This is a genomic window from Streptomyces sp. URMC 126 (assembly GCF_051386555.1).
In the GTDB taxonomy this organism is placed as follows: Bacteria; Actinomycetota; Actinomycetes; order Streptomycetales; family Streptomycetaceae; genus Streptomyces.
The window spans coordinates 1-23,003 of record NZ_JBPQTX010000095.1 but is presented as its reverse complement, the minus strand read 5'-3'; the positions used below and the strand labels follow the sequence as shown (position 1 = coordinate 23,003).

Annotated in this window: 25 protein-coding genes; 17 read left to right on the top strand and 8 right to left on the bottom strand. The window is 72.6% G+C overall.

Going from position 1 to position 23,003, the window contains the following annotated elements; all coding sequences use genetic code 11:
• A partial coding sequence (locus ACSNOK_RS14365; RefSeq protein ID WP_436781037.1) for a hypothetical protein occupies nt 1–268 on the top strand: 268 nt, incomplete at its 5' end.
• On the opposite strand, the gene ACSNOK_RS14360 is transcribed toward ACSNOK_RS14365, so the two are convergent.
• The gene (locus tag ACSNOK_RS14360) at nt 253–972 is read right to left on the bottom strand and encodes a FadR/GntR family transcriptional regulator (RefSeq protein WP_436781036.1); all 720 of its coding nucleotides are present in this window, start codon (nt 970–972) and stop codon (nt 253–255) included. The genes ACSNOK_RS14365 and ACSNOK_RS14360 overlap by 16 nt on opposite strands.
• Nucleotides 973–1,009: 37 nt before the next feature.
• Between ACSNOK_RS14360 and ACSNOK_RS14355 the strand changes: the two genes are divergently transcribed.
• From ACSNOK_RS14355 to ACSNOK_RS14340, 4 genes are all read left to right on the top strand, one after another.
• Nucleotides 1,010–2,404, top strand: coding sequence for a CynX/NimT family MFS transporter (locus ACSNOK_RS14355; RefSeq protein WP_436781035.1), 1,395 nt, complete (start codon nt 1,010–1,012; stop codon nt 2,402–2,404).
• Between the two features lie 80 nt (nt 2,405–2,484).
• A complete protein-coding gene (locus ACSNOK_RS14350) occupies nt 2,485–2,601 on the top strand; it encodes an SGM_5486 family transporter-associated protein (RefSeq protein WP_436781034.1) in 117 nt (38 codons plus the stop codon).
• Nucleotides 2,602–2,899: 298 nt separating this feature from the next.
• Nucleotides 2,900–3,130 (top strand): hypothetical protein, encoded by a 231-nt coding sequence (locus tag ACSNOK_RS14345; RefSeq protein WP_436781033.1) that lies wholly within the window; start codon nt 2,900–2,902, stop codon nt 3,128–3,130.
• A 73-nt stretch (nt 3,131–3,203) separates the two neighbouring features.
• Complete coding sequence (locus ACSNOK_RS14340; RefSeq protein ID WP_436781032.1) at nt 3,204–3,722, top strand: SixA phosphatase family protein; 519 nt, start codon at nt 3,204–3,206, stop codon at nt 3,720–3,722.
• Between the two features lie 183 nt (nt 3,723–3,905).
• Here the strand turns inward: ACSNOK_RS14340 and serB are convergent, their stop codons facing one another.
• Both serB and ACSNOK_RS14330 read right to left on the bottom strand, forming a co-directional pair.
• Nucleotides 3,906–5,138, bottom strand: coding sequence for a phosphoserine phosphatase SerB (gene serB / locus ACSNOK_RS14335; protein WP_436781031.1), 1,233 nt, complete (start codon nt 5,136–5,138; stop codon nt 3,906–3,908).
• A gap of 77 nt (nt 5,139–5,215) precedes the next feature.
• Nucleotides 5,216–7,201 carry a streptophobe family protein gene (locus ACSNOK_RS14330; RefSeq protein WP_436781030.1) on the bottom strand — a complete coding sequence of 662 codons (1,986 nt, stop codon included), beginning with the start codon at nt 7,199–7,201 and terminating at the stop codon, nt 5,216–5,218.
• Nucleotides 7,202–7,445: 244 nt separating this feature from the next.
• On the opposite strand from ACSNOK_RS14330, the gene ACSNOK_RS14325 reads away from it, so the two are divergent.
• A complete protein-coding gene (locus tag ACSNOK_RS14325; protein ID WP_436781029.1) occupies nt 7,446–10,055 on the top strand; it encodes an FHA domain-containing protein in 2,610 nt (869 codons plus the stop codon).
• 126 nt (nt 10,056–10,181) lie between these two features.
• On the opposite strand, the gene ACSNOK_RS14320 is transcribed toward ACSNOK_RS14325, so the two are convergent.
• A complete protein-coding gene (locus ACSNOK_RS14320; protein WP_436781028.1) occupies nt 10,182–10,901 on the bottom strand; it encodes a transglycosylase SLT domain-containing protein in 720 nt (239 codons plus the stop codon).
• 373 nt (nt 10,902–11,274) lie between these two features.
• Nucleotides 11,275–11,973, bottom strand: a complete 699-nt coding sequence (locus ACSNOK_RS14315; protein WP_436781027.1) for a nitroreductase family protein — start codon at nt 11,971–11,973, stop codon at nt 11,275–11,277.
• A 108-nt stretch (nt 11,974–12,081) separates the two neighbouring features.
• On the opposite strand from ACSNOK_RS14315, the gene ACSNOK_RS14310 reads away from it, so the two are divergent.
• The 4 genes from ACSNOK_RS14310 (at nt 12,082) to ACSNOK_RS14295 (ending at nt 14,837) form a co-directional block, all read left to right on the top strand.
• On the top strand, nt 12,082–13,242 hold the full coding sequence (locus ACSNOK_RS14310) for a GAF domain-containing sensor histidine kinase (RefSeq protein ID WP_436781026.1): 1,161 nt from the start codon (nt 12,082–12,084) through the stop codon (nt 13,240–13,242).
• Entirely contained in the window at nt 13,235–13,915 is a 681-nt protein-coding gene (locus tag ACSNOK_RS14305; protein WP_436781025.1) for a response regulator, read from the top strand. The genes ACSNOK_RS14310 and ACSNOK_RS14305 overlap by 8 nt, the downstream gene beginning before the upstream one ends.
• 222 nt (nt 13,916–14,137) lie before the next feature.
• Nucleotides 14,138–14,386 carry a chaplin family protein gene (locus ACSNOK_RS14300; RefSeq protein ID WP_436781024.1) on the top strand — a complete coding sequence of 83 codons (249 nt, stop codon included), beginning with the start codon at nt 14,138–14,140 and terminating at the stop codon, nt 14,384–14,386.
• A 196-nt stretch (nt 14,387–14,582) separates the two neighbouring features.
• A complete protein-coding gene (locus ACSNOK_RS14295; protein ID WP_436781023.1) occupies nt 14,583–14,837 on the top strand; it encodes a chaplin in 255 nt (84 codons plus the stop codon).
• Between the two features lie 84 nt (nt 14,838–14,921).
• Here the strand turns inward: ACSNOK_RS14295 and ACSNOK_RS14290 are convergent, their stop codons facing one another.
• Nucleotides 14,922–15,737 (bottom strand): hypothetical protein, encoded by an 816-nt coding sequence (locus ACSNOK_RS14290; protein WP_436781022.1) that lies wholly within the window; start codon nt 15,735–15,737, stop codon nt 14,922–14,924.
• Nucleotides 15,738–15,827: 90 nt separating this feature from the next.
• Between ACSNOK_RS14290 and ACSNOK_RS14285 the strand changes: the two genes are divergently transcribed.
• The 4 genes from ACSNOK_RS14285 (at nt 15,828) to ACSNOK_RS14270 (ending at nt 19,285) form a co-directional block, all read left to right on the top strand.
• Complete coding sequence (locus ACSNOK_RS14285; protein WP_436781021.1) at nt 15,828–16,637, top strand: ABC transporter ATP-binding protein; 810 nt, start codon at nt 15,828–15,830, stop codon at nt 16,635–16,637.
• Between the two features lie 93 nt (nt 16,638–16,730).
• Nucleotides 16,731–17,153 carry an NfeD family protein gene (locus ACSNOK_RS14280; RefSeq protein WP_436781020.1) on the top strand — a complete coding sequence of 141 codons (423 nt, stop codon included), beginning with the start codon at nt 16,731–16,733 and terminating at the stop codon, nt 17,151–17,153.
• A 235-nt stretch (nt 17,154–17,388) separates the two neighbouring features.
• Nucleotides 17,389–18,327, top strand: a complete 939-nt coding sequence (locus tag ACSNOK_RS14275) for an SPFH domain-containing protein (protein WP_436781019.1) — start codon at nt 17,389–17,391, stop codon at nt 18,325–18,327.
• A 181-nt stretch (nt 18,328–18,508) separates the two neighbouring features.
• Nucleotides 18,509–19,285 (top strand): sulfite exporter TauE/SafE family protein, encoded by a 777-nt coding sequence (locus ACSNOK_RS14270; protein WP_436781018.1) that lies wholly within the window; start codon nt 18,509–18,511, stop codon nt 19,283–19,285.
• Between the two features lie 71 nt (nt 19,286–19,356).
• Here ACSNOK_RS14270 and ACSNOK_RS14265 read toward each other — a convergent pair whose 3' ends face one another.
• Nucleotides 19,357–19,863 (bottom strand): HNH endonuclease, encoded by a 507-nt coding sequence (locus ACSNOK_RS14265; RefSeq protein ID WP_436781017.1) that lies wholly within the window; start codon nt 19,861–19,863, stop codon nt 19,357–19,359.
• Between the two features lie 405 nt (nt 19,864–20,268).
• A complete protein-coding gene (locus ACSNOK_RS14260; protein ID WP_436781016.1) occupies nt 20,269–20,811 on the bottom strand; it encodes a YbhB/YbcL family Raf kinase inhibitor-like protein in 543 nt (180 codons plus the stop codon).
• 129 nt (nt 20,812–20,940) lie between these two features.
• Between ACSNOK_RS14260 and ACSNOK_RS14255 the strand changes: the two genes are divergently transcribed.
• The 3 genes from ACSNOK_RS14255 to ACSNOK_RS14245 all read left to right on the top strand — a co-directional run bounded on the left by ACSNOK_RS14255 (nt 20,941) and on the right by ACSNOK_RS14245 (nt 22,629).
• Nucleotides 20,941–21,420, top strand: coding sequence for a ribonuclease domain-containing protein (locus ACSNOK_RS14255; RefSeq protein ID WP_436781015.1), 480 nt, complete (start codon nt 20,941–20,943; stop codon nt 21,418–21,420).
• A complete protein-coding gene (locus ACSNOK_RS14250) occupies nt 21,417–21,860 on the top strand; it encodes a barstar family protein (RefSeq protein WP_436781014.1) in 444 nt (147 codons plus the stop codon). The genes ACSNOK_RS14255 and ACSNOK_RS14250 overlap by 4 nt, the downstream gene beginning before the upstream one ends.
• 106 nt (nt 21,861–21,966) lie before the next feature.
• The gene (locus tag ACSNOK_RS14245; RefSeq protein WP_436781013.1) at nt 21,967–22,629 is read left to right on the top strand and encodes a DNA-3-methyladenine glycosylase; all 663 of its coding nucleotides are present in this window, start codon (nt 21,967–21,969) and stop codon (nt 22,627–22,629) included.
• Nucleotides 22,630–23,003 lie beyond the last annotated feature (374 nt).

The following is a 23,003-nucleotide window of genomic DNA, read 5'->3' as shown; positions in this document are numbered from 1 at the left end:
AGCCCCCACCGAACCGGCGACCGCCACCCAGGCACCCACCCCCCAAGCCGAGTGCCACACCAAAATCCACGGCTCCCACGCCACAGCGGACTGCTACAACGGCAACGCCACCCCCGACCGCGTCCAGCTGCACCTGCGCTGCGCCCACTGGTGGGACCCGGCCATGGACACGGCCCCCGTCGCCGTCGACCCCACCCGGCACGTCACGCTCTCCCAGCGCTGCTGGCTGCGCATACGGGAAGCATGGGTAAGTCACTCCGTCGGCTGAGCGTCCCGACCGTCCCGACCGCCCCGAGCGCCGCCGTCCCGCTTCCGCAGCACGTACGGATGCCGGCCCGCCTCCTCCGCCGCGGCCACCGCGTCCCCGGCCCGGATGGCCTCGACCAGCCGGCCGTGATCGGTCAGCGTCCGGGGCCGCGGCTCCGCGCCGACGTCGGTGCGCAGGAAGTCCCGTACGACGACGGCGAGATCGGCGTAGAGCGCGGCCAGTACCTCGTTGTGCGCGGCGGCGACGACAGCCGAGTGGAACGTCGCGTCGGCCTCGACGAACCGTTCCAGATCACCGGACCGCCACGCTTCCGCGCGCCGCACCAGCAAAAGGTCCAGCTGATCCAGGTCCGCGGCCGTACGCCGCTCCGCCGCCAGGGCCGCGGCCTTGGTCTCCAGGGCGCTGCGCAGTTCCGCCACGTGCAGCGGGTCGGCCCGGGCGAAGCGCCGGCCCATCACCCCGGCCAGCTCGCTGGTGGCGACGACGTAGGTGCCGGAGCCCTGCCGGATGGCGAGCAGCCCGTTGTGCGCGAGGGCGCGCACGGCCTCGCGCACGGTGTTGCGGGCGACGCCGAGCCGTTCGACGAGCTCGGGCTCGGTGGGGATGCGGGAGCCGACCGGCCACTCGCCGGTGGTGATCTGGGCCCGCAGCTGACTGATCACCTGGTCGACCAGGGGGGCCTTGTGGGGCGAGGTCAACGGCATGGCTCTCCATTCATCCCATGATTCTATGATTGCCTCTATGACAGGTGCACCAGGCAAGAAGCCCACGGCGGCCGCGGCCTCCGAGGGAACCTCCCACCGCATCGTGACAGGGGCCGCGCGGCGGACCGTATCGCCCTGGCCGCGGCGGTTCCTCGCGCTCGGCCTGGTGCTGGCGGCCCTCAACCTCCGGCCCGCCGTCACCAGTCTCGGCTCCCTCATGGAGGAGGTTCGCGACGGGCTCGGCATGAACGGCACCGTCGCCGGACTGCTCACCTCCATCCCGTCCCTCTGCTTCGCGGTCCTCGGCCCCGCCGCTCCCCGGCTGGCCCGCCGCCTGGGCCCGGCGACCGTCGTCTGCGCCGGGCTCGCGGCCATCGCCACGGGGCTGGCGCTGCGTCCGTTCGCGGGCGGCGTCGTGGGATTCCTGCTGCTCAGCGCGCTGGCACTGGCCGGTATCGCGGTGGGCAACGTGCTGATGCCGGTCGTGGTGAAGCGCTGGTTCCCGGACCGCGTCGGCCCGATGACCGGCCTGTACTCCATGGCCCTCACCGGCGGTGCGGCCGTCACCGCGGCGGGCACGGTGCCGCTGGCGGACGCGATGGGCGGCAGCTGGCGCCCGGGCCTCGCCGTCTGGGCCCTGCTCGCCCTCGCCGCCGGGCTGCTCTGGGCGGTCATCGCCCGCCGGCCGGGCGAACGTTCGGGGCGCGACGCGGCGGGGCGACCGCCGGCGGCCGGCGGTGGGAGCGAGAGCACCGCGCGGGAGGAAGGCGCGGAACGCGATGGCACACCCGCCGCACGAGCCTCCCGGAGCACCACGAGGCCCACCGAGGCGGTCGAGGGCGCCTCCCGTATCACCGGCAGCCCCACCGCCTGGGCGCTGGCGGTCTTCTTCGGCCTCCAGGCCACGGGCGCGTACATCACCATGGGCTGGATACCCCAGATCTTCCGCGACGCGGGCGTCTCGGCCTCGACCGCCGGGCTGCTGGCGGCCGTGACGATGCTGATGGGCGTGCCGTTCTCCTTCCTGCTGCCCCGCCTCGCGGCCCGGATGCGGAGCCAGGGACCCCTGGTCGTCGCCCTGGTCGCCTGCGGTCTGGTGGGGTACGCGGGTCTATGGCTCGCCCCGGCGGGCGGCTGCTGGGCCTGGGCGGTGCTGCTCGGCGTCGCCAACAGCTCGTTCCCGCTGGCTCTGACGATGATCGGAATGCGCGCGCGGACCGGCGGCGGGGTCGTGCGGCTCTCCGCCTTCGCCCAGAGCGTCGGGTACCTCATCTCCATTCCCGGGCCGCTGCTGGTGGGCCGGCTCTACCAGCAGACCGGCGGCTGGGACCTGCCGATCGCGCTGCTGGCGGCGTTGATGGTTCCGCAGGCCGTCGCCGGGGTGCTGGCCGGGCGGAACCGGAGCGTGGAGGACGAGCTCCGGCTCCGCTGATCCGTCGCCGCCGTTCCCGACGGCGGGTCGCGCCCGACCCCGGTGCCCGGCCGGGGGAGGGGGCTGCGACACTGGGTTCCATGCCCGTCCTCGAACCCAACCCCCAGAACGGTCAGAAGACGCTTCTGACCATCCTCGGCGCGATGCTCGGTATCACCATCGTCATCGGCATCATCGCGACCATCGCCGCCGGCTGATCACCGGCCGGCGGATCACCGACTGGTTGATTCCCGACCGGGGCCGACCCCCGGTCGGCCGACGCTTCCGGGGCGGCACATCCCGCCCTTTCCCTTTGCCTTCCCGCCGCTTCCTTCCGTCCCTTATGTCCTCTTCGCACCCTTAGGGCAACCGCCGGAGGTGGGGTTAACCCCCGTCCCCTAGGGGGTGTATCTCCGGGAAGAGTGGGTGGCTTTCCGGATGGGATATCAGGGGTCCGGCTCCGTAGATTCGTAGTGCGCCGCGACACGGTGGCGCACCGGACCCACGGAGGAGATCATGCTCGCCGGCAGGCACACCCGCACCCGAGGCGCCGCGCAGACCCGCCTGCCGTGGTGGGCCGCGGTGCTGCCCGCCCTGGCCTTCACCGCGCTCTTCGTCCTGCTGGCCGCCCCCGTTCCGGAGGCGTCGGCTGCCTCGGCGGCGGAGGGCGACCGGGCGGCGGCGCCGAGCCCCGTCGCGCAGGTCGTCCGCCTCGCGCGGGACACCCTGGTGCACTGGATACCGTGAAGCGTTACCCCGAGGAGGGCAAGCCTCCCAACACCCCGCGCCTCACGGCCGGTTTCATGCGAAGCTGGACGGCATGAGCGCCGACATCACCCGCAGGATCGTCCTCTTCCGCCACGCCAAGGCCGAATGGTCCGACGTCGACGACCACGAGCGACCGCTCGCCGACCGCGGGCGCAAGGACGCTCCCGTCGCGGGCCGCTGGCTCGCCGGTTCGGGCGTCGTCCCCGACCTGGCCCTGTGTTCGACGGCGGCCCGCACCCGCGAAACCTGGAAGCTCGCCGTCTCCGAGCTCCCCCAGCGCCCCCGGACGGTGTACGAGGAGCGGGTCTACGAAGCCTCGCTCGGTGAGCTGATCGCCCTGCTCAACGAGGTGTCGGACGAGGTGGGCGACCTCGTCGTCGTGGGGCACAACCCGGGCATCCACGGGCTGGCGGACGCCCTGTCGGGCGAGGCCGAGGGAGACCTGCTGGCCCGGATGAACCGCTCGGGGTTCCCCACGTCGGCCATCGCGGTGATCACCTTCACCGGTTCGTGGAAGAGCGTCGAGCACGGGGTCGGCCGACTGGTCGCCTTCTGGGCGCCGCACGCCTGACGAACCCCCGCGAGGGGTTCCGGACCGGCCGGCGGTGAGGCGGCAGGGCGAGTCGGCGGGGCAACGTGCGAGCGGTTGCCCACCGCCGTCGGCCCCCGCCGTCGGGCCCGCCCGGCCGAGCCGACGCCGCTGAGTGGGGGAGTGGGGAGCGAAGGATACGGACGGGTGACGCCTGCCCGAGCGTCACTCGTGCGTGTTCGCGGCCTCCACCTCTTCACGGGTGACGCCCAGCAGGTACAGCACGGTGTCCAGGAACGGCACGTTCACCGCCGTGTGCGCCGCCTCCCGCACCACCGGCTTGGCGTTGAAGGCCACGCCGAGTCCGGCCGCGTTGAGCATGTCGAGGTCGTTCGCGCCGTCGCCGATCGCCACGGTCTGGGCGAGCGGCACCCCGGCCTCGGCGGCGAACCGGCGCAGCAGCCGTGCCTTGCCCGCCCGGTCCACGATCTCGCCGGTGACCCGGCCGGTCAGCCGGCCGTCCACGATCTCCAGGGTGTTGGCCGAGGCGAAGTCCAGCCCCAGGCGCTCCCGCAGGTCGTCCGTGACCTGGGTGAACCCACCGGAGACCACGCCCACCTGGAAGCCCAGCCGCTTCAGGGTGCGGATCAGGGTCCGCGCGCCGGGCGTGAGACGCACTTCCGCGCGCACCTTGTCCACCACCGACTCGGGCAGCCCCTCCAGAAGCGCCACCCGGGCGTGCAACGACTGTTCGAAATCCAGCTCGCCGCGCATGGCCCGGGCGGTCACCTCGGCCACCTCGGCCTCACAGCCCGCGTGGGCCGCGAACAGCTCGATGACCTCGTCCTGGATCAGCGTCGAGTCGACGTCCATCACCACGAGCCGCTGCGCCCGCCGCTGCAAACCCGCCGCCACGACGGCCACGTCCACCCCGAGGCGCGCCGCCTCGATCGCCAGCGCGGTCCGGAGTTCCTCCGTCCCGGCGCCGGAGACCGCGAACTCGACGGCGGTCACCGGGTACTTGGCGAGGCGGAAAATACGGTCGATGTTGCCGCCGGTGCCGGTGATGCGGGCCGCGATGGCGGCCGTGGACTCCGCGGTGAGCGGGTGCCCCAGCACCGTGACGTGGGAACGGCCCGTCCCGCGCGGCCTGTTGTCGCCCCGACCGGAGATGATCTCCGTCTGAAGGTGCATGGACTCGGCCCAGCTGTGCACCGTCGCCCGCAGGGCGCCCTCGGCCGCGGGGCCTCCGGCGGGCGCCGTGACGAGCGCGCACAGGGTGATCCGGCCCCGGGTGACGACCTGTTCGATGTCCACGACGTCGACCGCGTAGGCGGCGAGGGTGTCGAAGAGGCCGGCGGTGATGCCCGGCCGGTCCTTCCCGAAGATCTTGACGAGGAGAGTGGGCACGTCGTCACCGGCGGCGGGGGTGACGGGAGGGGGCAACGGTGCGCTCATGGTCCTTCTACCGTATCCGGTGCCCCGGAGGCGGTCGCAGGGGGAGGCGGCCGGCGGGACGACTGTTCACCACCCGGCTACCGGCGCGGCGGCCGCCCGTCCGGCCCCGGCCATCCCCGGGGTGCCGGTGGCGGAGGAGGCGGCGGCGGGGGCGGGCTCCCGTACGGACGACGGGGACGCTCCGGCCCCTGCCCGGCCCGGGGGCCGCGCCCCCCACCGGGCCGCGCCCCGGAAGATGAGCCCGAAGACGGCCCGGAAGAGGGACCGGACGGAGGAGTACCGGGTGCGGTGGTGGACGAGGGATCGACCCCCGGCCCCGGCCTCTGCTTCGGACCAGGCCTCTGCTCCGGACCGGACCCCTGACCCGCCGGAGCGCCGGGCTCGCCCCCGGCCCGAGCGTCGGGCCGGGGACGCAGATAGGGGTTGGTCTCGTCTCGCGCCGGCCGGTACCCGGGCGACGGCCGGTGCGGCCCCGGCACGTCCCCCGGCACCCCGCCGAACCCGTCCCCCGGTCCGCGGCCGTACCCGGAAGCACCGGGACCGGAACCGGCACCGGAACCGGCCGGCTCCGGCGTCCACCCGGCGTCCGTGCCCCATCCCCTCCGCCCGTCCTCTCCTGCGTCCCCTTTCTCTCGTTTCTCTCGCCCCTCTCCTCCTCGCCCTCCCGTTCCCTTCGCCGCTTCCTCCCGCCGCGCATACGCCGAGGCCCCCCGCCCCGCGGCCCCCGTGGCGCAGGCGAGCAGCCCGCCGACCACCCCAGCCGTCAGGCCCCACGCCGCTCCCAGCACCACCGCGAGAATCACGTTCCCCCGCAGGTCGAGCCCGGCGCCCATAGCGTCGACACCGAGCACCGAGAGCCCCGCGTCCGCCGTCACCCGCGTCGCCAGGGCGAGCAGCGGCAACGCCACGGCCGTCACCGCGCCCAGCGCGAAGCCGCACCGGCCCGCGTACGCCACCGCGCCCCGCGCCCCCCGAGGCGTCCGGACCGCCGTCAGCACCCCGGCCAGGAGCATGGCCGTCGCGCAGGCGACCGGCAGCAGCCACACCCGCCCGTCGTACTCCGCCAGCCGGGCCACCGAGACCGGCCGGTCGGCGCCCCCGGCCAGCAGGTCGTCCAGCGGATCGGGGAGCACCTTCGTCAGGGATCCGGTGGCCCGGCCGTGCCAGGGCACGAAGAGGCCGAGGGGCAGCCCGAGCCACACCCCGTTCGGCGCTCCCAGGAGCGCGCCGCCCAGCACCCGCCGGGGATGGTCGTCACCGGCCGCCGCGACCAGCGCCGCGGCCCAGCCGGCGGCGACGGTCAGCACCAGGACGGCGCACAGCGCGGACGCCGCCGGCCGTACCGTCCGGTGCAGGGCCCCGGCTCCGCGTGGCAGCGGGGCCCTGCGCGCGGCGAGTACGGCGATCAGCAGCACGGCCGCCACCCAGACCGCGCCGCCCAGCAGGGAGGGCCCGGTCCGTACCGAGAAGCCGACGTCCGCCTTGGCCCGGGCGAGGTCGGCCAGCCGGTCGGCGAGACCGCCGCCGATGCCCCCGAGATCTCCGATGTCTCCTACGCCGGGAATCTCCAGCTTCGGTCCGTTCCTCGCCGCGTCACCGAGACCGAGACCTCCCCCCTGGAAGGTGAGGGTGGAGGAGCCGGCCCACGCCAGTCCGCCGAGCAGCAGCAGGAAGACGGCGGCCACCGCCCCCGCGCGGAGCGCGAGTTCGCCGCCGCCGACGGCCGGCCCCGCCGCCCGCAGCGACCGGGCGAACGTCCAGCCGAGCACCAGGGCGCCCACCAGACTCACCCCGAGGGGCATCAGCTCGATGGCGGTGTGCGCGTCGGCGCCCCGGATGCCGAACGCCTCCAGGGCCCCCGACGGCGCGACGGACCCGCCGACCGCGAGGACGGTCACCGCGGCCGTCATCGGCCCCAGCTCCCCGGCGGCGTCCGCGCCCAGGAGGTGCAGCCCCAGGGCCGCGGCCCCCGCCATGGCGAGGAAGGCCCAGCCCACTCCCGCCACCGCGAAGACGATCATGCGGATTCCCGGCGCCGGACGCCGTTCGCTGGTGATGGTCATCACGGCCCCCCGGTCCGTCCCCGCCCCGGCCCCCGGCCCCGGGGGCGAGTGACTCCCGCGCGGCCGTGGGTGATTACCACTCTCCGGTGGTGTTTCCGGCCCGTCAACGGCGCCCGGGAAGCGGGGGGCGCCCGTCCCCGACTTTCGATCGGGGGACTGTGCCTGAAATAGTTCCTCCCGATGTTCGCCATCCCTAGACTCCCTGTGCAGGGGGTACATCGGGGGACAAGTAGTGGGGCATGGAGTGCCTGAACTCGTACTGGAATTGAATGGACAGACCTGGACGCTCGATCCGTCCCGGTCGTACACCCTCGGACGCGATCCGCAGGGCGACATGGTGCTGGAGGACGCCAGGGTCTCGTGGCGGCACGCCATCGTCCGCTGGAACGGGCGCAGTTGGGTGCTCGAGGACCAGGGGAGCACCAACGGCACCTATGCGCAGGGGCAGCGGGTCCACCAGGTGGAGATCGGCCCCGGCTCGGTCGTCCACCTGGGCAACGCCACCGACGGCCCGCGACTGAGCGCCGCCGGTGCCGCCGCGCCGTCCGCCGGCGACCTGTACAGCGCGCAGACCGCGCTGGCGGCCCAGCCGGGCCACGTGGCGCCCGCGCCGCAGCAGCAGGCGCCGGGGATGTGGCAGCAGCCCCCGCAGGGCGGACCCCAGCAGTACCAGCAGCAGCCGCAGTACCAGCAGCCCCACGGCGGCTGGCAGCAGCCGCAGGCCGCCGCGCAGGCGCCGTGGCAGCAGCCCCAGCAGGCGCAGCAGCCCCAGCCCCACATCCCGCACCAGGCGTCCTCGCCGGAGCAGGGCCGCCCGGGCCAGGGCGCGGGGACCGGCGCTCCGCCCGTGCACGGCGACCGCAGCCCGACGACGTTCCACCAGCTGGCCCAGGGCCGGGTGATGCGCATCGGTCGTGCGCTGGAGAACGAGCTGGTCGTCGCCGACCTCCAGGTCTCCCGCTACCACGCCGAGTTCCGGGCCACCTCCGACGGCCGTTTCGAGATCGTCGACCTGGGCAGCCACAACGGCACCTACGTCAACGGTCAGCCGGTCCGGCAGCAGATCATCGGCCCCCAGGACATCGTCGGTGTCGGTCACTCGACGTTCCGGCTCGTCGGCGACCGGCTGGAGGAGTTCGTCGACACCGGCGACGTCTCCTTCTCGGCCCGCCACCTCACGGTCACGGTGGACGGCGGCAAGCAGATCCTCAAGGACGTCTCCTTCGGCGTCCCGGAGAAGTCGCTGATCGCCGTCATCGGCCCGTCGGGCTCCGGCAAGTCCACCCTGCTCAAGGCGCTGACCGGCTACCGGCCCGCCAACCAGGGTGACGTCCTCTACGACAACCGGAACCTGTACAAGCAGTTCGCCGAGCTCCGGCAGCGCATCGGTCTGGTCCCGCAGGACGACATCCTGCACAAGGAGCTCACCGTCCGGAAGGCGCTCCGCTACGCGGCCAAGCTCCGCTTCCCCGGCGACACCGCGCCCGCCGAGCGCGAGGCCCGGATCGACGAGGTGCTCCGGGAGCTCAAGCTCGACGTCCACAAGGACAAGAAGGTCACCTCCCTCTCCGGCGGCCAGCGCAAGCGCGTCTCCGTCGCCCTGGAGCTGCTGACCAAGCCGTCGCTGATCTTCCTGGACGAGCCCACCTCGGGCCTCGACCCGGGCATGGACCGCGACGTGATGCAGCTGCTGCGCGGCCTCGCCGACGACGGCCGTACGGTCCTGGTGGTCACCCACTCCGTCGCCGAGCTGGCCCTCTGCGACAAGCTGCTGGTCATGGCGCCCGGCGGCTCCGTCGCCTACTTCGGCCCGCCCGAGGAGGCGCTCAACTTCTTCGGCTACGAGACCTGGGCGGACGTCTTCTCGGCGTTCGAGAACTACCGCGACTACGACTGGGCGGGCCGCTGGAAGGGCTCGCAGCACTACCAGATGTACGCCGCCGACATCGACGCCGTCGCCCCGCAGTCGGTGCACGTCCAGCCGCAGATGGTCCGGCCGCCCAAGGCCCAGAGCTGGGGCTCCCAGCTGTGGACGCTGATGCGCCGCTACGTCTCGGTCATCGCCTCCGACCGCGGCTTCATGGGCCTGATGCTCATCCTGCCCGCCGTCCTCGGCGGTGTGAGCTGTGTGATCCCGTCCGACTACGGTCTCTCGGCGCCGCCCAAGGGCCACAACCAGGACGCCGGCACCATCATGCTGATCCTCGCGGTCGGCATGTGCTTCTCCGGAGCCGCCAACTCGGTCCGTGAGCTCATCAAGGAGCGGGTGATCTACGAACGGGAACGGGCGGTCGGCCTCTCCCGGTCCGCCTACCTGATGTCCAAGGTCATCGTGCTGGGCGCGATCACCGCGCTGCAGGGCGTGATCATCTGCGCCATCGGCTTCTCCGTCCGGAAGCTGCCCGCCGAGGGCCTGATCCTCAAGGCGCTCCCGGCCGCCGAGCTCTGCATCGTGATCATCGCGCTGGGCTTCACCTCGATGATGATCGGCCTCGTCATCTCCTCGCTGGTGAAGACCGCCGAGAAGACCATGCCGCTGCTGGTGATGTTCGCGATCGTCCAGGTCGTCTTCACCGGCATCATGTTCAAGGTCTACGACGCCCCGGGTGTCGAGCAGGTCGCCTGGCTGATGCCCTCACGCTGGGCCATCGGCGCCGCCGGCGCCACGCTGGACCTCTCGCACCTCATGGCCCCCTTCGACAAGAACAACCCGACCAACCTCGACCCGCTCTGGGCGCACACCGTCGCCCAGTGGGGCATCGACCTGTTCGTGCTCCTCGCGCTCGGCGTCGCCTGCGGCTTCGCGGTCGCCCGGCTCCTGCGCCGGCACGAACCCGAGGTCATGCGGAAGTAATCTCCGGGGAATTCCGCCGGGGCGGCGGCAAAAGCCGCGGCCCCCGCCGGAATTGCGACGGCAAAAGGGCGGTGACATCCGGGAAACCGGATGTCACCGCCCTTTTCGCGATGTGCCGCCGTCGGCTCAGTAGGCCGAGTTGACGTTGTCCATCGAGCCGTAGACCGCGGCCGCGTAGTTGCAGGCGGCGGTGATGTTGGCGACCGGGTCGTAGATGTCCCAGGAGGTGCCCTCGACGTGGTACGCCTTGAAGGTCGGGTCGATCACCTGGAGCAGGCCCTTGGAGGGGGTGCCGGCCGCGGCGTTCGAGTCCCAGTTGTTGATGGCCATCGGGTTGCCCGTCGACTCCCGCATGATGTTGCGGTAGATGCCGTCGTAGCTGCCCGGGATGCCCTTGGCCTTCATGATGTCCAGGGCCTCGCGGATCCAGCCGTCGAGGTTGTTCGCGTAGACCTTCGGGGCCGGAGCCGGGGCGGCGGGCGCGGCCGGCGCGGCCTTGACCGGCTGACGCGCGGCGGACCGGCTCGCGGCCTCCTTCTCGGCGCGCTCCTTGTCGGCCTTGGCCTTCGCCTCGGCGGCGGCCTTCTTCTTGGCCTCGGCCTCCGCGCGGGCCTTGCCCGCGGCGGTGTCCGACTGCTTCACCAGCTCGTCGCGCTGGGCTTCGGTGTCGAACGCCTTGGCGTTCCACGCGACGGGCTTCACGCCGATCGCCTGCTGCTCACCCTCGGAGGAGCCGCTCGGGACGACGGCGAGTGCCACCGCCGCGACGCCGGCCGCGGCGATGCCCGCGGCGGAGAACTTGTGGACCTTGGTGAGACGGCTATAGCCGGAGACGGTGGAGCGCATGACTGTGCTGAACCTCTTCCAATCGCGTGAGTCGCAGTGGCCCGGATCGGCGCGGATGAAGCGCCGTTTCTCGATCTACGGCGCCCTGCGACGGGGCAATTGTTAGCGGCTGCAAAATGCGCTGGCAAAGGTGTGACGTACTATCCGGCTTCGTTGCCGAGCGCTCCGGCGCGGGGCGCCCGACGGCACCCCGCACCCGCTCAGCCCGCCTTTTATGGCGGTTTTACGCGTCCACTACCGCGTGTCGTAGGTGATGTGCGCCCTATGCGCGGCGTCACACCGAGCAGCGCCCGCTCACACTCCGTGTGACCGAGCCCGCACGGTGTGTACGCCGTTTTCAGAAGCCCTTCAGGAGGCCCGCCTGCCCAGCGGCTCAGAGCTCAATCAGGACCTGGTCCAGACTCTTCCGCACCAGGTCGGGGACCTCGCAGTCGTCCGCCGGATATCCCACCGGGATCACCGCGAACGCCTTCTCGTTCACCGGCCGCCCCAGCACCTCCCCGAGGAACCGCATCGGACTCGGCGTGTGCACCAGCGCCGCCAGCCCCGACAGATGCAGCGCCGACAGCAGCATCCCGACCGCGATGCCCACCGACTCGTCCACGTAGTAGTGCTTGCGCCGCTCCCCGTGCGGCCCCAGCCAGTACCGCTGCTGGAAGACCACGATCAGCGCCGGCGCGTCCGTCAGATGCGGCTTCACCTCGTCCGTGCCCAGCGGCCGCAGCGCCGCCAGCCACTCCTCGCCGAGCCGCCCGGCGTACGAGACGCGCTCCTCCTCCTCGGCCGCCGCCCTGATCCGCGCCCGTACCTCGGGGGCCTTCACCAGGACGAACGTCCACGGCTGCTGGTGCGCCCCGGACGGCGCGGTGGCCGCGCACGCTATCGCGTCCCGTACCACGCGCTCCGGCACCGGGTCCGCCGAGAACCGGCGCACGGTCCTGCGGCCCGCCATCCGCTCCCGCAGCTCCGCGGCGCGCGCGAGCGACTCCTCGGCGGGCATCCGCGCGGGCCGGTAGGGGACCGGCCGGTAGGGCTCGCCATGGGTGGGTGTCCACTGCACAGAGGTCGACATGGACCGAGTCTGGCGCCGGCAGGGCCCTTCGGCCTAGGGCGCGTGGCGTAATCACCGGCCGCCGACGGCCCGATCCGCGGGCCGATCACCGCTGGGTACGGTGGCCGCATGAGCCAAGGCCCCCGCTCCGGCCTGCCCGCCGTGAGCACCGCGATCCTCGCGATGAGCAGACACCTGGAAGTCCGCGACGTCCTCAAGACCATCGTCGTCTCCGCCCGCGAGCTGCTCGGTGCCCGCTACGCCGCCCTCGGGGTCCCGGACGACCACGGCGGCTTCGCCCAGTTCGTCGTCGACGGCGTCAGCGAGGAGGAGTGGAAGGCCATCGGCCCGCTGCCCCGCCAGCACGGCATCCTCGCCGCGATGCTCCAGGAGAAGGCGCCGCAGCGGCTGCCCGACGTCCGCCAGGACCCCCGCTTCGGCGGCTGGCCCGACGCCCACCCCGACATGTCCGACTTCATCGGCATGCCGATCGCCGACGGCGACGAGAACCTCGGCGTCCTCTTCCTCGCCAACAAGGCGGGGGAGGAAGGGACACGGAAGTGCCCGCCGGGCGGCTGCGCCTTCACCGAGGAGGACGAGGCGCTCCTCTCCGTCCTCGCCCAGCACGCCGCCATCGCCCTGACCAACGCCCGCCTCTACGAGCGCAGCCGCGAACTGACCATCGCCGGGGAGCGCGCCCGCCTCGCCCACGAACTGCACGACGCCGTGGCCCAGAAGCTCTTCTCCCTGCGCCTGACCGCCCAGGCCGCCGCCGCCCTGGTCGACCGCGACCCGGCCCGCGCCAAGGACGAGCTCCACCAGGTCGCCCGGCTCGCCGCCGAGGCCACCGACGAGCTCCGCGCGGCCGTCGTCGAACTGCGCCCGGCCGGACTGGACGAGGACGGGCTCGTCGCCACCCTGCGCACCCAGGTCAAGGTGCTCGACCGGGCGCACGCCGCGCACGTCTCCTTCACCTCGCACGGTATGCGGGCCCTGCCGTCCGCCCAGGAGGAGGCGCTGCTCCGGGTCGCCCAGGAGGCGCTGCACAACGCCCTGCGCCACTCCGGCGCCGAGCACGTCGACGTCACCCTCGCCCGGCGCGGGCAGGGTGCCGTGCTGCGGGTGGCCGACGACGGAAGCGGATTCGACCCCTCCGCGGTCCGGCGCGCCGGCCGGCACCTGGGCCTGGTCTCCATGCGCGACCGGGCCAACGGGGTCGGCGGCAGCCTGACGGTGGAATCGGAGCCCGGCGAGGGCACCGCGATCGAGATGGAGGTGCCCGGTGGCTGAAGAGAACGCACTGGGGAAACGGGAGAACGCGAGCGGCCGGACGATCCGGGTGCTGCTGGTCGACGACCACCAGGTGGTCCGCAAGGGCCTGCGCACCTTCCTGGAGGTCCAGGACGACATCGAGGTCGTCGGGGAGGCGGGCGACGGCGCCGAGGGCGTGGCGCGGGCCGAGGAGCTGCGCCCCGACGTGATCCTCATGGACGTGAAGATGCCCGGCACGGACGGCATCGAGGCGCTGCGCAGGCTGCGCGCCCTGGACAGCCCGGCCCGGGTGCTGGTCGTCACCAGCTTCACCGAGCAGCGCACCGTGATCCCGGCCCTGAAGGCGGGCGCGGCGGGCTATGTGTACAAGGACGTGGACCCGGACGCGCTCGCCGGGGCCATCCGCTCGGTGCACGCCGGGCACGTGCTCCTCCAGTCCGAGGTGGCGGGCGCCCTGCTGGCGCAGGACGACACGGGCGGCTCGCAGGGCCGGGGCAACGCGCTGACCGAGCGGGAGCGGGAGGTCCTCGCCCTGATCGCCGACGGCCGGTCCAACCGGGAGATCGCCCGGGCGCTGGTGCTGTCGGAGAAGACGGTCAAGACGCACGTCTCCAACATCCTGATGAAGCTCGACCTCGCCGACCGCACCCAGGCGGCCCTGTGGGCGGTCCGGCACGGCGTCGGCGACTGACCTCACCGGATCTCGCCGGGCCTCGTCGGATCTCGTCGGGTCTCGTGGGCAGGGAACGGTCCGCCGACCCGAACCGTCACCGGAACGTCTCATTCCGACGATCGATTCATGCGGTCGTGTGATTGTCGGGAGACCCCAGAAACCCGATCGGCGGTCACCCGTTCTCCATGACGTAGCCGCGGCGGCTGGCCGCGGCAGCGTTCCAGGAAGGTCAGAGGAAGAGTGAAGAACATGAAGAAGGCCGCCGCCGTCACGATCGCGGCCGGCGGTCTCGCCCTCGCCGGTGCCGGCATCGCGTCGGCCCACGGGGGAGCCCCGGCCGCCGGCGGCATCGCCAAGAACAGCCCCGGCATCGTCTCCGGCAACGTCGTCCAGGTGCCGGTCACCGTCCCGGTGAACCTCTGCAACAACACCGTCAGCGTGGTCGGCTCGATGAACCCCACCCACGGCAACGTGTGCGTCAACGAGTAGTCATCGCATAACGGACGGCGTTCGACAGGCGCTTCCGAACGGTCGGCCCCGCTTCGGCGGGGCCCACTTCGAGGGTGATCAATCGTCCGAATGAGGGCAAACTCCGCGATCGGCGTGCCGTCGGCGGAGTGGTGGCGTTCATCAGGGCGCGACTCCGTCACCGGGGCCGCGAGGTCACCAGCAAAGGAAGACACCCATGAACAGTGCCAAAAAGGCCGCCCTCGTCCTGGCCGCGGCAGGCGTAGCCGTCGGCGCTTCCGTCGGCACCGCAGCCGCGCACGACAGCGACGGTGCCACCGCCCACGGTGTCGCCAAGGGCTCGCCCGGTGTCATCTCGGGCAACGTCATCCAGATCCCCCTGGACGTCCCGATCAACGCCTGCGGCAACACGGTCGACATCCTGCTCGGGATCCTGAACCCGACGTTCGGGAACGTCTGCGTCGTCAAGTGACGCTCCGGAAGGCCCCGCGGACCACACGGCTCGCGGGGCCTCCCCCTGTCCGGGCCGTAGCCCGGCCGGCCCGGCCCGCCCGGGCTACGGCCGGCCGCGCTCTCGCCGCTCCACCGGCGCGTTGTACGCCGCCACCACGGCCCGCCGGGCCGTCCGCTCCACCGGCCGCAGGGCCGCCGCCCGGGCCGCGATCTCCGACGCGCTCATCGCGCCGCCGTGCTCGTGGCTCCCGCCGTCCCCCGTCCCGCACGCCAGCCCGACCAGCGCGTCCACCCGCTGGGCGAGCTCCAGCACCCGGGCCGCGCGCTGTGGATACCCGGGGGCCAGGATCGCGCGGTCCCGTTCGGCCCGCGCCCGGTAGGCCTCCAGCGCGGCCCGGGCCACCGGGCCCGATCCCGCCACGTCGAGCCGCGTCAGCACCTCCGTCGCCTCGCGCAGCGCCTCGGCCAGCTCCCGCTCCGCCTCGCCGAGCGACGGCACGTCGGCCGGCGGCGCGTCCCGCACGGGCGAGCACCGCCAGACGACCTCCACGTGCAGGTCGGCGGCGTCCGGCCCCGAGCCCGCCGCCCGCACCTCGGGTACCAGCCCCACCCCCGCCTCCGGGGCCAGGACCGCCTCCTCCGCCTCGATGGCGAGCGTGTTGAACTCCGGCGGCCCGCTCAGGCCCAGCGGATGACCCGGCACCGGCAGCGCCAGCCGCAGACCGGTGGCCCCCAGCGCCCGCAGCCGGCCCAGCGCCAGGGTCAGCCCCACCGGGCCGGACTCGCCCGGCAGACCGGACACCCGGTGGACCGCGTCACTCCCCGTGATGTGGTGCGCAGCGTCATCAGGTGAGACATAACCGGCAAGAAGGGCGTTTCCCCACGCGGTGAGGCGCCCCGATCGATGTTCGTCGAGCATGGGCCCCAGCCTAGGGACCGGCGATGACGGCCGGTGGCGTAGGTTTTCCCTGGGGGCTGCGCCGACAGGCGCCAGCGACGACGAACTGCAATGGGAGACAACGCGCTCATGAGCGATGTGCTGGAACTGGTGGACGTATCCGTGGTCCGCGAGGGCCGGGCTCTGGTGGACCAGGTCTCCTGGTCGGTCAAGGAGGGGGAGCGCTGGGTCATCCTCGGCCCCAACGGCGCGGGCAAGACCACCCTCCTGAATGTCGCCTCCAGCTACCTGTTCCCGACCAAGGGCACCGCCCGCATCCTCGGCGAGAAGCTCGGCGCCGTGGACGTCTTCGAGCTGCGCCCGCGCATCGGCATCGCCGGCATCGGCCTGGCCGACAAGCTGCCGCGCAGCCAGACCGTCCTGCAGACGGTGCTCACCGCCGCCTACGGCATGACGGCCACCTGGCGCGAGGACTACGAGGCGGTGGACGAGCAGCGCGCCCGCGCCTTCCTCGACGTCCTCGGCATGACCGAGTACCTGGACCGCAAGTTCGGCACCCTCTCCGAGGGCGAGCGCAAGCGCACCCTGATCGCCCGCGCGATGATGATCGACCCCGAGCTGCTGATGCTGGACGAGCCCGCCGCGGGCCTCGACCTCGGCGGCCGCGAGGACCTGGTGCGCCGCCTCGGCCGGCTCGCCCGCGACCCGCTCGCGCCCTCCATGATCATGGTCACCCACCATGTCGAGGAGATCGCCCCCGGCTTCACCCACGTCCTGATGCTCCGTCAGGGCAAGGTGCTCGCCGCCGGTCCCATCGAGCTCGAACTCACCTCGCGCAACCTGTCGAAGTGCTTCGGCCTCCCGCTGGTCGTCGAGAGCCGCGGCGACCGCTGGACCGCCCACGGCCTGCCGCTCTCCTGACCCGCCGAACCCTCGGGCGGGGCGCCCGGAACCCCCTCCCGAGGGACCGAGGAGCCCTGTCGGAGACCCCGCCCACGCGCCTACCATGACCATGTGAACACATGGGCGTGGTGGCTCGTGGCCGCCGTCGGTCTGGGCATTCCCCTGGTCGTCACCGCGATGCCGGAGTTCGGCATGCTGGCGATCGGGGCCGTCGCCGCTTCCGTCACGACCGCCCTCGGGGGCGGCATGGTGCTGCAGTTCGTCGTCTTCGCCGTCGTCTCCGTCGCCCTGATCGCCGTGGTGCGGCCGCTCGCCAACCGGCAGCGCGCCGGCCGGCCCACGCACACCTCGGGCGTCGAGGCCCTGAAAGGACGCCAAGCCGTCGTCCTGGAACGGGTCGACGGCCAGGGCGGACGCATCAAGCTGGCGGGCGAGATCTGGTCGGCACGCTCCCTGGACGGCGAGCGGACCTTCGAAGCGGGAGAGCACGTGGACGTCGTCGACATCGACGGCGCGACGGCGGTGGTGATGTGAGACGCCCGCCCGCCGAGCCCGGAGAGCCCGCCGCACCCGCAACGGCCGTACCGCCACAGGCCGTACGCCCACGGGCCGTGCGGCGGGCGGCCGTCCACGGCGGAGGGGGAACGGCGATGTGACCGATCCCGGTCCGGCACCTGCGCGGCACCGCCGGTTCTGACAGACTCCCTCAACACGCGGACCCGTCCGAGCGACGACCGGCCGACCCACGAGAAAGGCACGAGGAGCCACGATGGCGATCATCATCGTCCTGATCATCCTGGTGGTGCTCGTCTTCATCGCCCTCATGAAGACAGTGCAGGTCATCCCGCAGGCCAGCGCCGCCATCGTCGAGCGCTTCGGCCGCTACACCCGCACGCTCAACGCCGGCCTCAACATCGTCGTCCCGTTCATCGACTCCATCCGCAACCGCATCGACCTCCGCGAACAGGTCGTGCCGTTCCCGCCCCAGCCGGTCATCACGCAGGACAACCTCGTCGTCAACATCGACACCGTCATCTACTACCAGGTGACCGACGCGCGCGCCGCGACCTACGAGGTGTCCAGCTTCATCCAGGCCATCGAGCAGCTCACCGTCACCACCCTCCGCAACATCATCGGCGGCATGGACCTGGAACGGACCCTCACCTCCCGCGAGGAGATCAACGCGGCGCTGCGCGGCGTCCTCGACGAGGCCACCGGCAAGTGGGGCATCCGCGTCAACCGCGTCGAGCTCAAGGCCATCGAACCGCCCACCTCCATCCAGGACTCGATGGAGAAGCAGATGCGCGCCGACCGGGACAAGCGCGCCGCCATCCTCACCGCCGAGGGCATCCGCCAGTCCCAGATCCTCACCGCCGAGGGCGAGAAGCAGTCCGCGATCCTCCGCGCCGAGGGCGAGGCCAAGGCCGCCGCGCTCCGCGCCGAGGGCGAGGCCCAGGCCATCCGCACGGTCTTCGAGTCCATCCACGCCGGCGACCCCGACGAGAAGCTGCTCTCCTACCAGTACCTCCAGATGCTCCCGAAGATCGCCGAAGGCGACGCCAACAAGCTCTGGATCGTGCCCAGCGAGATCGGCGACGCCCTCAAGGGCCTCAGCGGAGCCGTCGGCAACCTCGGCCCCATGGGCGGCGGCGGCAAGTCCGCCGGCACCAAGGAGAGCCCGCGCCGCGAACGGCCGACGATCGACTGACCGCGGCCGGCCGCGACTGGCAGCGGGCCGGCCGCGACTGCCCGGACGTCCCGCGCGAGCCCCAACTCCCCACGCGGCGAACGACTTCCCCGGATGATCGCTTTACCGGCGGTTCTCGTGCATGATCGGTTCGGCCCCCCGACCTCTCACGGCGGGGAGGCGTCTTGCCGATCCTAAGGAGATGGCCTTGTCCATCTGGGAAGCACTCGCGGTCTTCGCGGCCGGCATCGGAGCCGGCACCATCAACGTCGTCGTCGGCTCCGGCACCCTGTTCACCTTCCCGGTGCTCCTCGCCACCGGACTGCCGCCCGTCACCGCCAACGTCTCCAACACCCTCGGCCTCGTCACCGGCAACATCAGCGGTGTCGTCGGCTACCGCCGCGAACTGCGCGGCCAGCGCGACCGGATCATCCGCTTCGGCATCGCCGCCCTCGTCGGCGGACTCGCCGGAGCGGCCCTGCTGCTCGCCCTGCCGTCCAAGGCGTTCGACGCGATCGTCCCCGCCCTCATCGCCCTGGCGCTGGTCCTCGTCGTCCTCCAGCCCCGCCTCGCCCGGGCCCTCGCCCGCCGCCGCGAGCGCAACGGCACCCGGGCACACGCCGACGGCGGCGTCGCCCTCCTCCTCGGCCTGCTCCTCGCCAGCGTCTACGGCGGCTACTTCGGCGCGGCCCAGGGCGTCATGTACCTCTCCCTGATGGGCCTGCTCCTCGACGACGAACTCCAGCGCGTCAACGGACTCAAGAACGTCCTCGCCGTCATCGTCAACGGAGTCGCCGCCCTCTTCTTCCTCTTCGTCGCCGACATCGACTGGACGGCCGTCCTGCTGATCGCCGCCGGCGCCACCCTGGGCGGCCAACTGGGCGCCCGCGTCGCCCGCCGCCTGCGACCACAGGTACTGCGCGGCGTCATCGTGGTGGTCGGCGTCGTCGCCATCGCGCAGATGCTGCTGCGCGCGTAACGGCGACGCGGGCAGGCGGGGGCGCGGGTCGGGCGACGACCGTCACCCGACCCGTACCCCCGCCGGCACCCTTACGCGGCGGGAACCGCGAGCCACTCCGGCGGCCGCTCCCCGTCGTACGCCCCGACCGCCAGCAGCAACGCGTCCGAGGGCGTGGGCTCGAACGGCCGCCGCAGCAGCCGCATCCCCGCCTGCTCCGGCGTCCGGTCCGCTTTCCGGTGGTTGTCCTCCGCGCAGGCGGCGACGGTGTTCAGCCAGGTGTCCCCGCCGCCCCGGGACCGCGGCACCACATGGTCCACCGTCGTGGCCCGCCGCCCGCAGTACGCGCACCGGTGCCGGTCACGCACCAGCACCCCACGGCGGGACCACGGCGCACGTCTTCGGAACGGCACCCGTACGTACCGGCGCAACCTGATCACCTGGGGCACCGGGACCTCCACCGTGGAGGCGTGGAGGCGCAGCCCGGGGCGGGCCTGTTCCACAACGGCCTTGTCCTGCAACACGAGCACCACCGCGCGTCGCTGCGAGACCGTCGCCAGCGGCTCGAAGCTCGCGTTCAGGACCAGCGTCTCCCGCATTCCGTTCCACCTCCCGGCCGTCCGCCCGCCCCGGTGGCGGCGGAGATGGCTCAACTGTGCCGGGAGGGCCGAAAGGCGACAACGCAATTTCCGCTGTACACAGGGAAGTTGTGACGTCAGGTGAGAAGAGTGAAAGGGGAGAAGGCAGACGGGGACGCTCCGGGCCCTTCCCCCGTGTCGAAACCGGGCCCGGAGCGTACGGCAGCGGACGCGGCCACCTCGGGCCCACGCCCGGGGCTCCGGCAGACGGCCGGCGCGCTACGCGCCGAACCGTCCCCGCCACTGCGGTATCCGCTGCCCGACGGCCGCATGCGAAGCCGTCGGCCTCCACCACTGTGCGGGCCGCGGGGGACCCGGCGCAACGGCTTTTCCGGCCGCCCGAACCGCCCGGCCCCCGCCCCCGGATCAGCCGTTCGCCGGGATCTCGTACTCGCCGATCAGCTGCGCCCGGGCCAGCGTGTGGAAGCGCAGGTTGAAGCCGACGACGGCGGGCGAGGCATCCGCGTCGGGCCCCAGCTTCTCCTGGTCCACCGCGTACACGGTGAACACATACCGGTGCGGGCCGTCCCCGGGCGGCGGCGCGGCACCGCCGAAGTCCCGCGTCCCGTAGTCGTTCCGGACGTGCACCGCGCCCGCGGGCAGCCCCTTCATCTCCCCGCCGCCCGCACCGGCCGGCAGCTCGGTGACGTCCGCCGGGATGTCGAACAGCACCCAGTGCCAGAACCCGCTGCCCGTCGGGGCGTCCGGGTCGAAGCAGGTGACGGCGAAGCTCCGGGTCTCCTCGGGGAAGCCCTCCCACCGCAGGTGCGGGGAGCGGTTGGCGCCGGCGAACGTCTGCGCGTCGGCGAGCCGGCCACCCGGCCGGACGTCGTCGCTCACCACGGTGAACGAGGGCACGGGCGGCAGGAAGTCGTGGGGGAGCGGCGGACGGCCCTGCTCATCGGACACGGATGACACGGTGACACCTCCGGAAAACGCGCGGACATGTGAAAACGCCAGCCTAACGAGGCCGGGACGGCTCGGGCTGCGACCATAAGGCGCGTGCTTCGACGTGCCCTCCGACAGGTGTCCCGACACGTGTCACGACGATGCGGACGACGACCGTCCGGCCGTGCCCTGCGCACCCTGACGGTCCTCCTCACCGCCCTGCCCCTGTTCCTCCTCCCCGCCTGCTCGTCCGGCGGCCACGGCAAAACCGCGAAGACGACGACATCGCCCCACGGCTCCGCCGACGGCGGCTCCCGGGGCACCGGCCCGACGCCCTCCTGGGCCAAGGGCATGAAGACCGTCACCCCGGACAGACTTCCTCCCGAGGCCCGGCGCACCCTCGAACTCATCGCGAAGGGCGGACCGTTCCCCTACCCCAAGGACGGCACGGTCTTCGGCAACTACGAGAACCGCCTGCCCAAACAGCCGCGCGGGTATTACCACGAGTACACCGTCCCGACGCCGGACGCGCGCAACCGCGGCGCCCGCCGCATCGTCACCGGCAGCCACTCCGAGCGCTACTACACCGGCGATCACTACAAGACATTCGAAGCGGTGGTGCAACCATGACGACCGGCCCGACCAGCGACCTCCCCGCCCCCGGCGTGCCCGGCCTGCTCGACGGCACCCTCCCACCGGGCGTCTACCGCCTGCCCGTCACCGAATCCCCCTCCCACGCGGCGAAGCTCGCCGCCGAGGCCGGCTGGCACGCCGCCCGGCTCCGCCTCCGGGACGTCGACGACAAGACGGCCTTCCTCGACCGCTGCGCCGCCGACCTGGGCTTCCCCGGCTGGTTCGGCCACAACTGGGACGCCCTCGCCGACTGCCTCACGGATCTGTCCTGGTGGCACAAGGACGGCGACCCCCGCGGCTACCTGATCCTGGCGGAGGACTGGGACGCCTTCCGGAAGGCCGCCCCCGACACGGCGGCGACGGCGGCGACGATCCTCGACGACGCGGTCGGCTTCTGGCGCGACCGGGAGAGCCCGATGACGGTCCTGCTGACCTGAGAGCCCCCGGGCCGCGCCCTGGACAGACCCGAGCGAGGCCCCCGACCTGGCCGGACGGCATCGGTGCACCGGCACTTCCCCGTCCGGTCCAGTACCCTCGGCCCGCATGTCCTCCTCCGACCACCGCACCCCGCTCGCCCGCGCCTTCTTCGACCGTCCCGTGCTGGAGGTAGCGCCCGATCTGCTCGGACGCACCCTGGTCCGCACGAGCCCCAACGGTCCGATCGAACTCCGTATCACCGAGGTCGAGGCGTACGCGGGTGAGCTGGACCCCGGCTCGCACGCCTACCGGGGGCGGACGGAGCGCAACGCGTCCATGTTCGGCCCGCCCGGCCACGCGTACGTGTACTTCATCTACGGGATGTGGTTCAGCCTCAACCTGGTCTGCGGCCCCGAGGGCACGGCCAGCGGTGTGCTGCTGCGCGCCGGCGAGATCCTCACCGGCCAGGAGCTGGCCCGCGCCCGCCGCCCGAAATCGCGCAACGACCGCGACCTCGCCCAGGGCCCGGCCCGCCTCGCGACCGCCTTGGACGTGGACCGCACCCTGAACGGCACCGACATCTGCGCCGGCCCGACGGCCCCTCTCTCCGTCCTCAAGGGCACCCCCGCCCTCTCCGACCGGATCCGTAGCGGCCCCCGAACGGGCGTCGGCGGCGAGGGCGCGCTCCACCCCTGGCGGTTCTGGATCGACGGCGACCCGACCGTGAGCCCCTACCGGGCCCACGTCCCCCGCAACCGCGGCAAGCACCGCGCCACCAGCGACGTCTGACGAATCGGGATCCGGTGCTTGACTCCGGGCGACCGAGCGCCTAACGTAGCCCGAGCCGCTGGAGACGGGGGCAGCGCCGTGGGCGTCTGCACCGGTGAGCGGCACAACCATTACTGACGAGGGATCCCCTAAGGGGTCTTCTTTCCGTTGCGCTTTTGCGTGCCGGAATAGGACTCCACGGCTCGATTTGAGAGCCGGCGGGAAATTCCGCTAAAGTAGTGGACACCCCGCCAACAGGGGATCGGATTTCGAATCCGGGCCGGAAACGGAACGGAAAACGGATCTGGTAAGGTTGGAAACACCGAAGGGAAGCGCCCGGAGGAAAGCCTGAGAGAGTCTCTCGGGTGAGTACAAAGGAAGCGTCCGTTCCTTGA

What these genes read in the sequence shown, in the direction of transcription:
- ACSNOK_RS14360 (WP_436781036.1), bottom strand. Translation starts at nt 972, where the DNA reads ATGCCGTTGACCTCGCCCCACAAGGCCCCCCTGGTCGACCAGGTGATC.
- ACSNOK_RS14355 (WP_436781035.1), top strand. Translation starts at nt 1,010, where the DNA reads ATGACAGGTGCACCAGGCAAGAAGCCCACGGCGGCCGCGGCCTCCGAG.
- ACSNOK_RS14350 (WP_436781034.1), top strand. Translation starts at nt 2,485, where the DNA reads ATGCCCGTCCTCGAACCCAACCCCCAGAACGGTCAGAAGACGCTTCTG.
- ACSNOK_RS14345 (WP_436781033.1), top strand. Translation starts at nt 2,900, where the DNA reads ATGCTCGCCGGCAGGCACACCCGCACCCGAGGCGCCGCGCAGACCCGC.
- ACSNOK_RS14340 (WP_436781032.1), top strand. Translation starts at nt 3,204, where the DNA reads ATGAGCGCCGACATCACCCGCAGGATCGTCCTCTTCCGCCACGCCAAG.
- serB (WP_436781031.1), bottom strand. Translation starts at nt 5,138, where the DNA reads ATGAGCGCACCGTTGCCCCCTCCCGTCACCCCCGCCGCCGGTGACGAC.
- ACSNOK_RS14330 (WP_436781030.1), bottom strand. Translation starts at nt 7,201, where the DNA reads ATGACCATCACCAGCGAACGGCGTCCGGCGCCGGGAATCCGCATGATC.
- ACSNOK_RS14320 (WP_436781028.1), bottom strand. Translation starts at nt 10,901, where the DNA reads ATGCGCTCCACCGTCTCCGGCTATAGCCGTCTCACCAAGGTCCACAAG.
- ACSNOK_RS14315 (WP_436781027.1), bottom strand. Translation starts at nt 11,973, where the DNA reads ATGTCGACCTCTGTGCAGTGGACACCCACCCATGGCGAGCCCTACCGG.
- ACSNOK_RS14310 (WP_436781026.1), top strand. Translation starts at nt 12,082, where the DNA reads ATGAGCCAAGGCCCCCGCTCCGGCCTGCCCGCCGTGAGCACCGCGATC.
- ACSNOK_RS14295 (WP_436781023.1), top strand. Translation starts at nt 14,583, where the DNA reads ATGAACAGTGCCAAAAAGGCCGCCCTCGTCCTGGCCGCGGCAGGCGTA.
- ACSNOK_RS14290 (WP_436781022.1), bottom strand. Translation starts at nt 15,737, where the DNA reads ATGCTCGACGAACATCGATCGGGGCGCCTCACCGCGTGGGGAAACGCC.
- ACSNOK_RS14285 (WP_436781021.1), top strand. Translation starts at nt 15,828, where the DNA reads ATGGGAGACAACGCGCTCATGAGCGATGTGCTGGAACTGGTGGACGTA.
- ACSNOK_RS14275 (WP_436781019.1), top strand. Translation starts at nt 17,389, where the DNA reads ATGGCGATCATCATCGTCCTGATCATCCTGGTGGTGCTCGTCTTCATC.
- ACSNOK_RS14270 (WP_436781018.1), top strand. Translation starts at nt 18,509, where the DNA reads ATGGCCTTGTCCATCTGGGAAGCACTCGCGGTCTTCGCGGCCGGCATC.
- ACSNOK_RS14265 (WP_436781017.1), bottom strand. Translation starts at nt 19,863, where the DNA reads ATGCGGGAGACGCTGGTCCTGAACGCGAGCTTCGAGCCGCTGGCGACG.
- ACSNOK_RS14250 (WP_436781014.1), top strand. Translation starts at nt 21,417, where the DNA reads ATGACGACCGGCCCGACCAGCGACCTCCCCGCCCCCGGCGTGCCCGGC.
- ACSNOK_RS14245 (WP_436781013.1), top strand. Translation starts at nt 21,967, where the DNA reads ATGTCCTCCTCCGACCACCGCACCCCGCTCGCCCGCGCCTTCTTCGAC.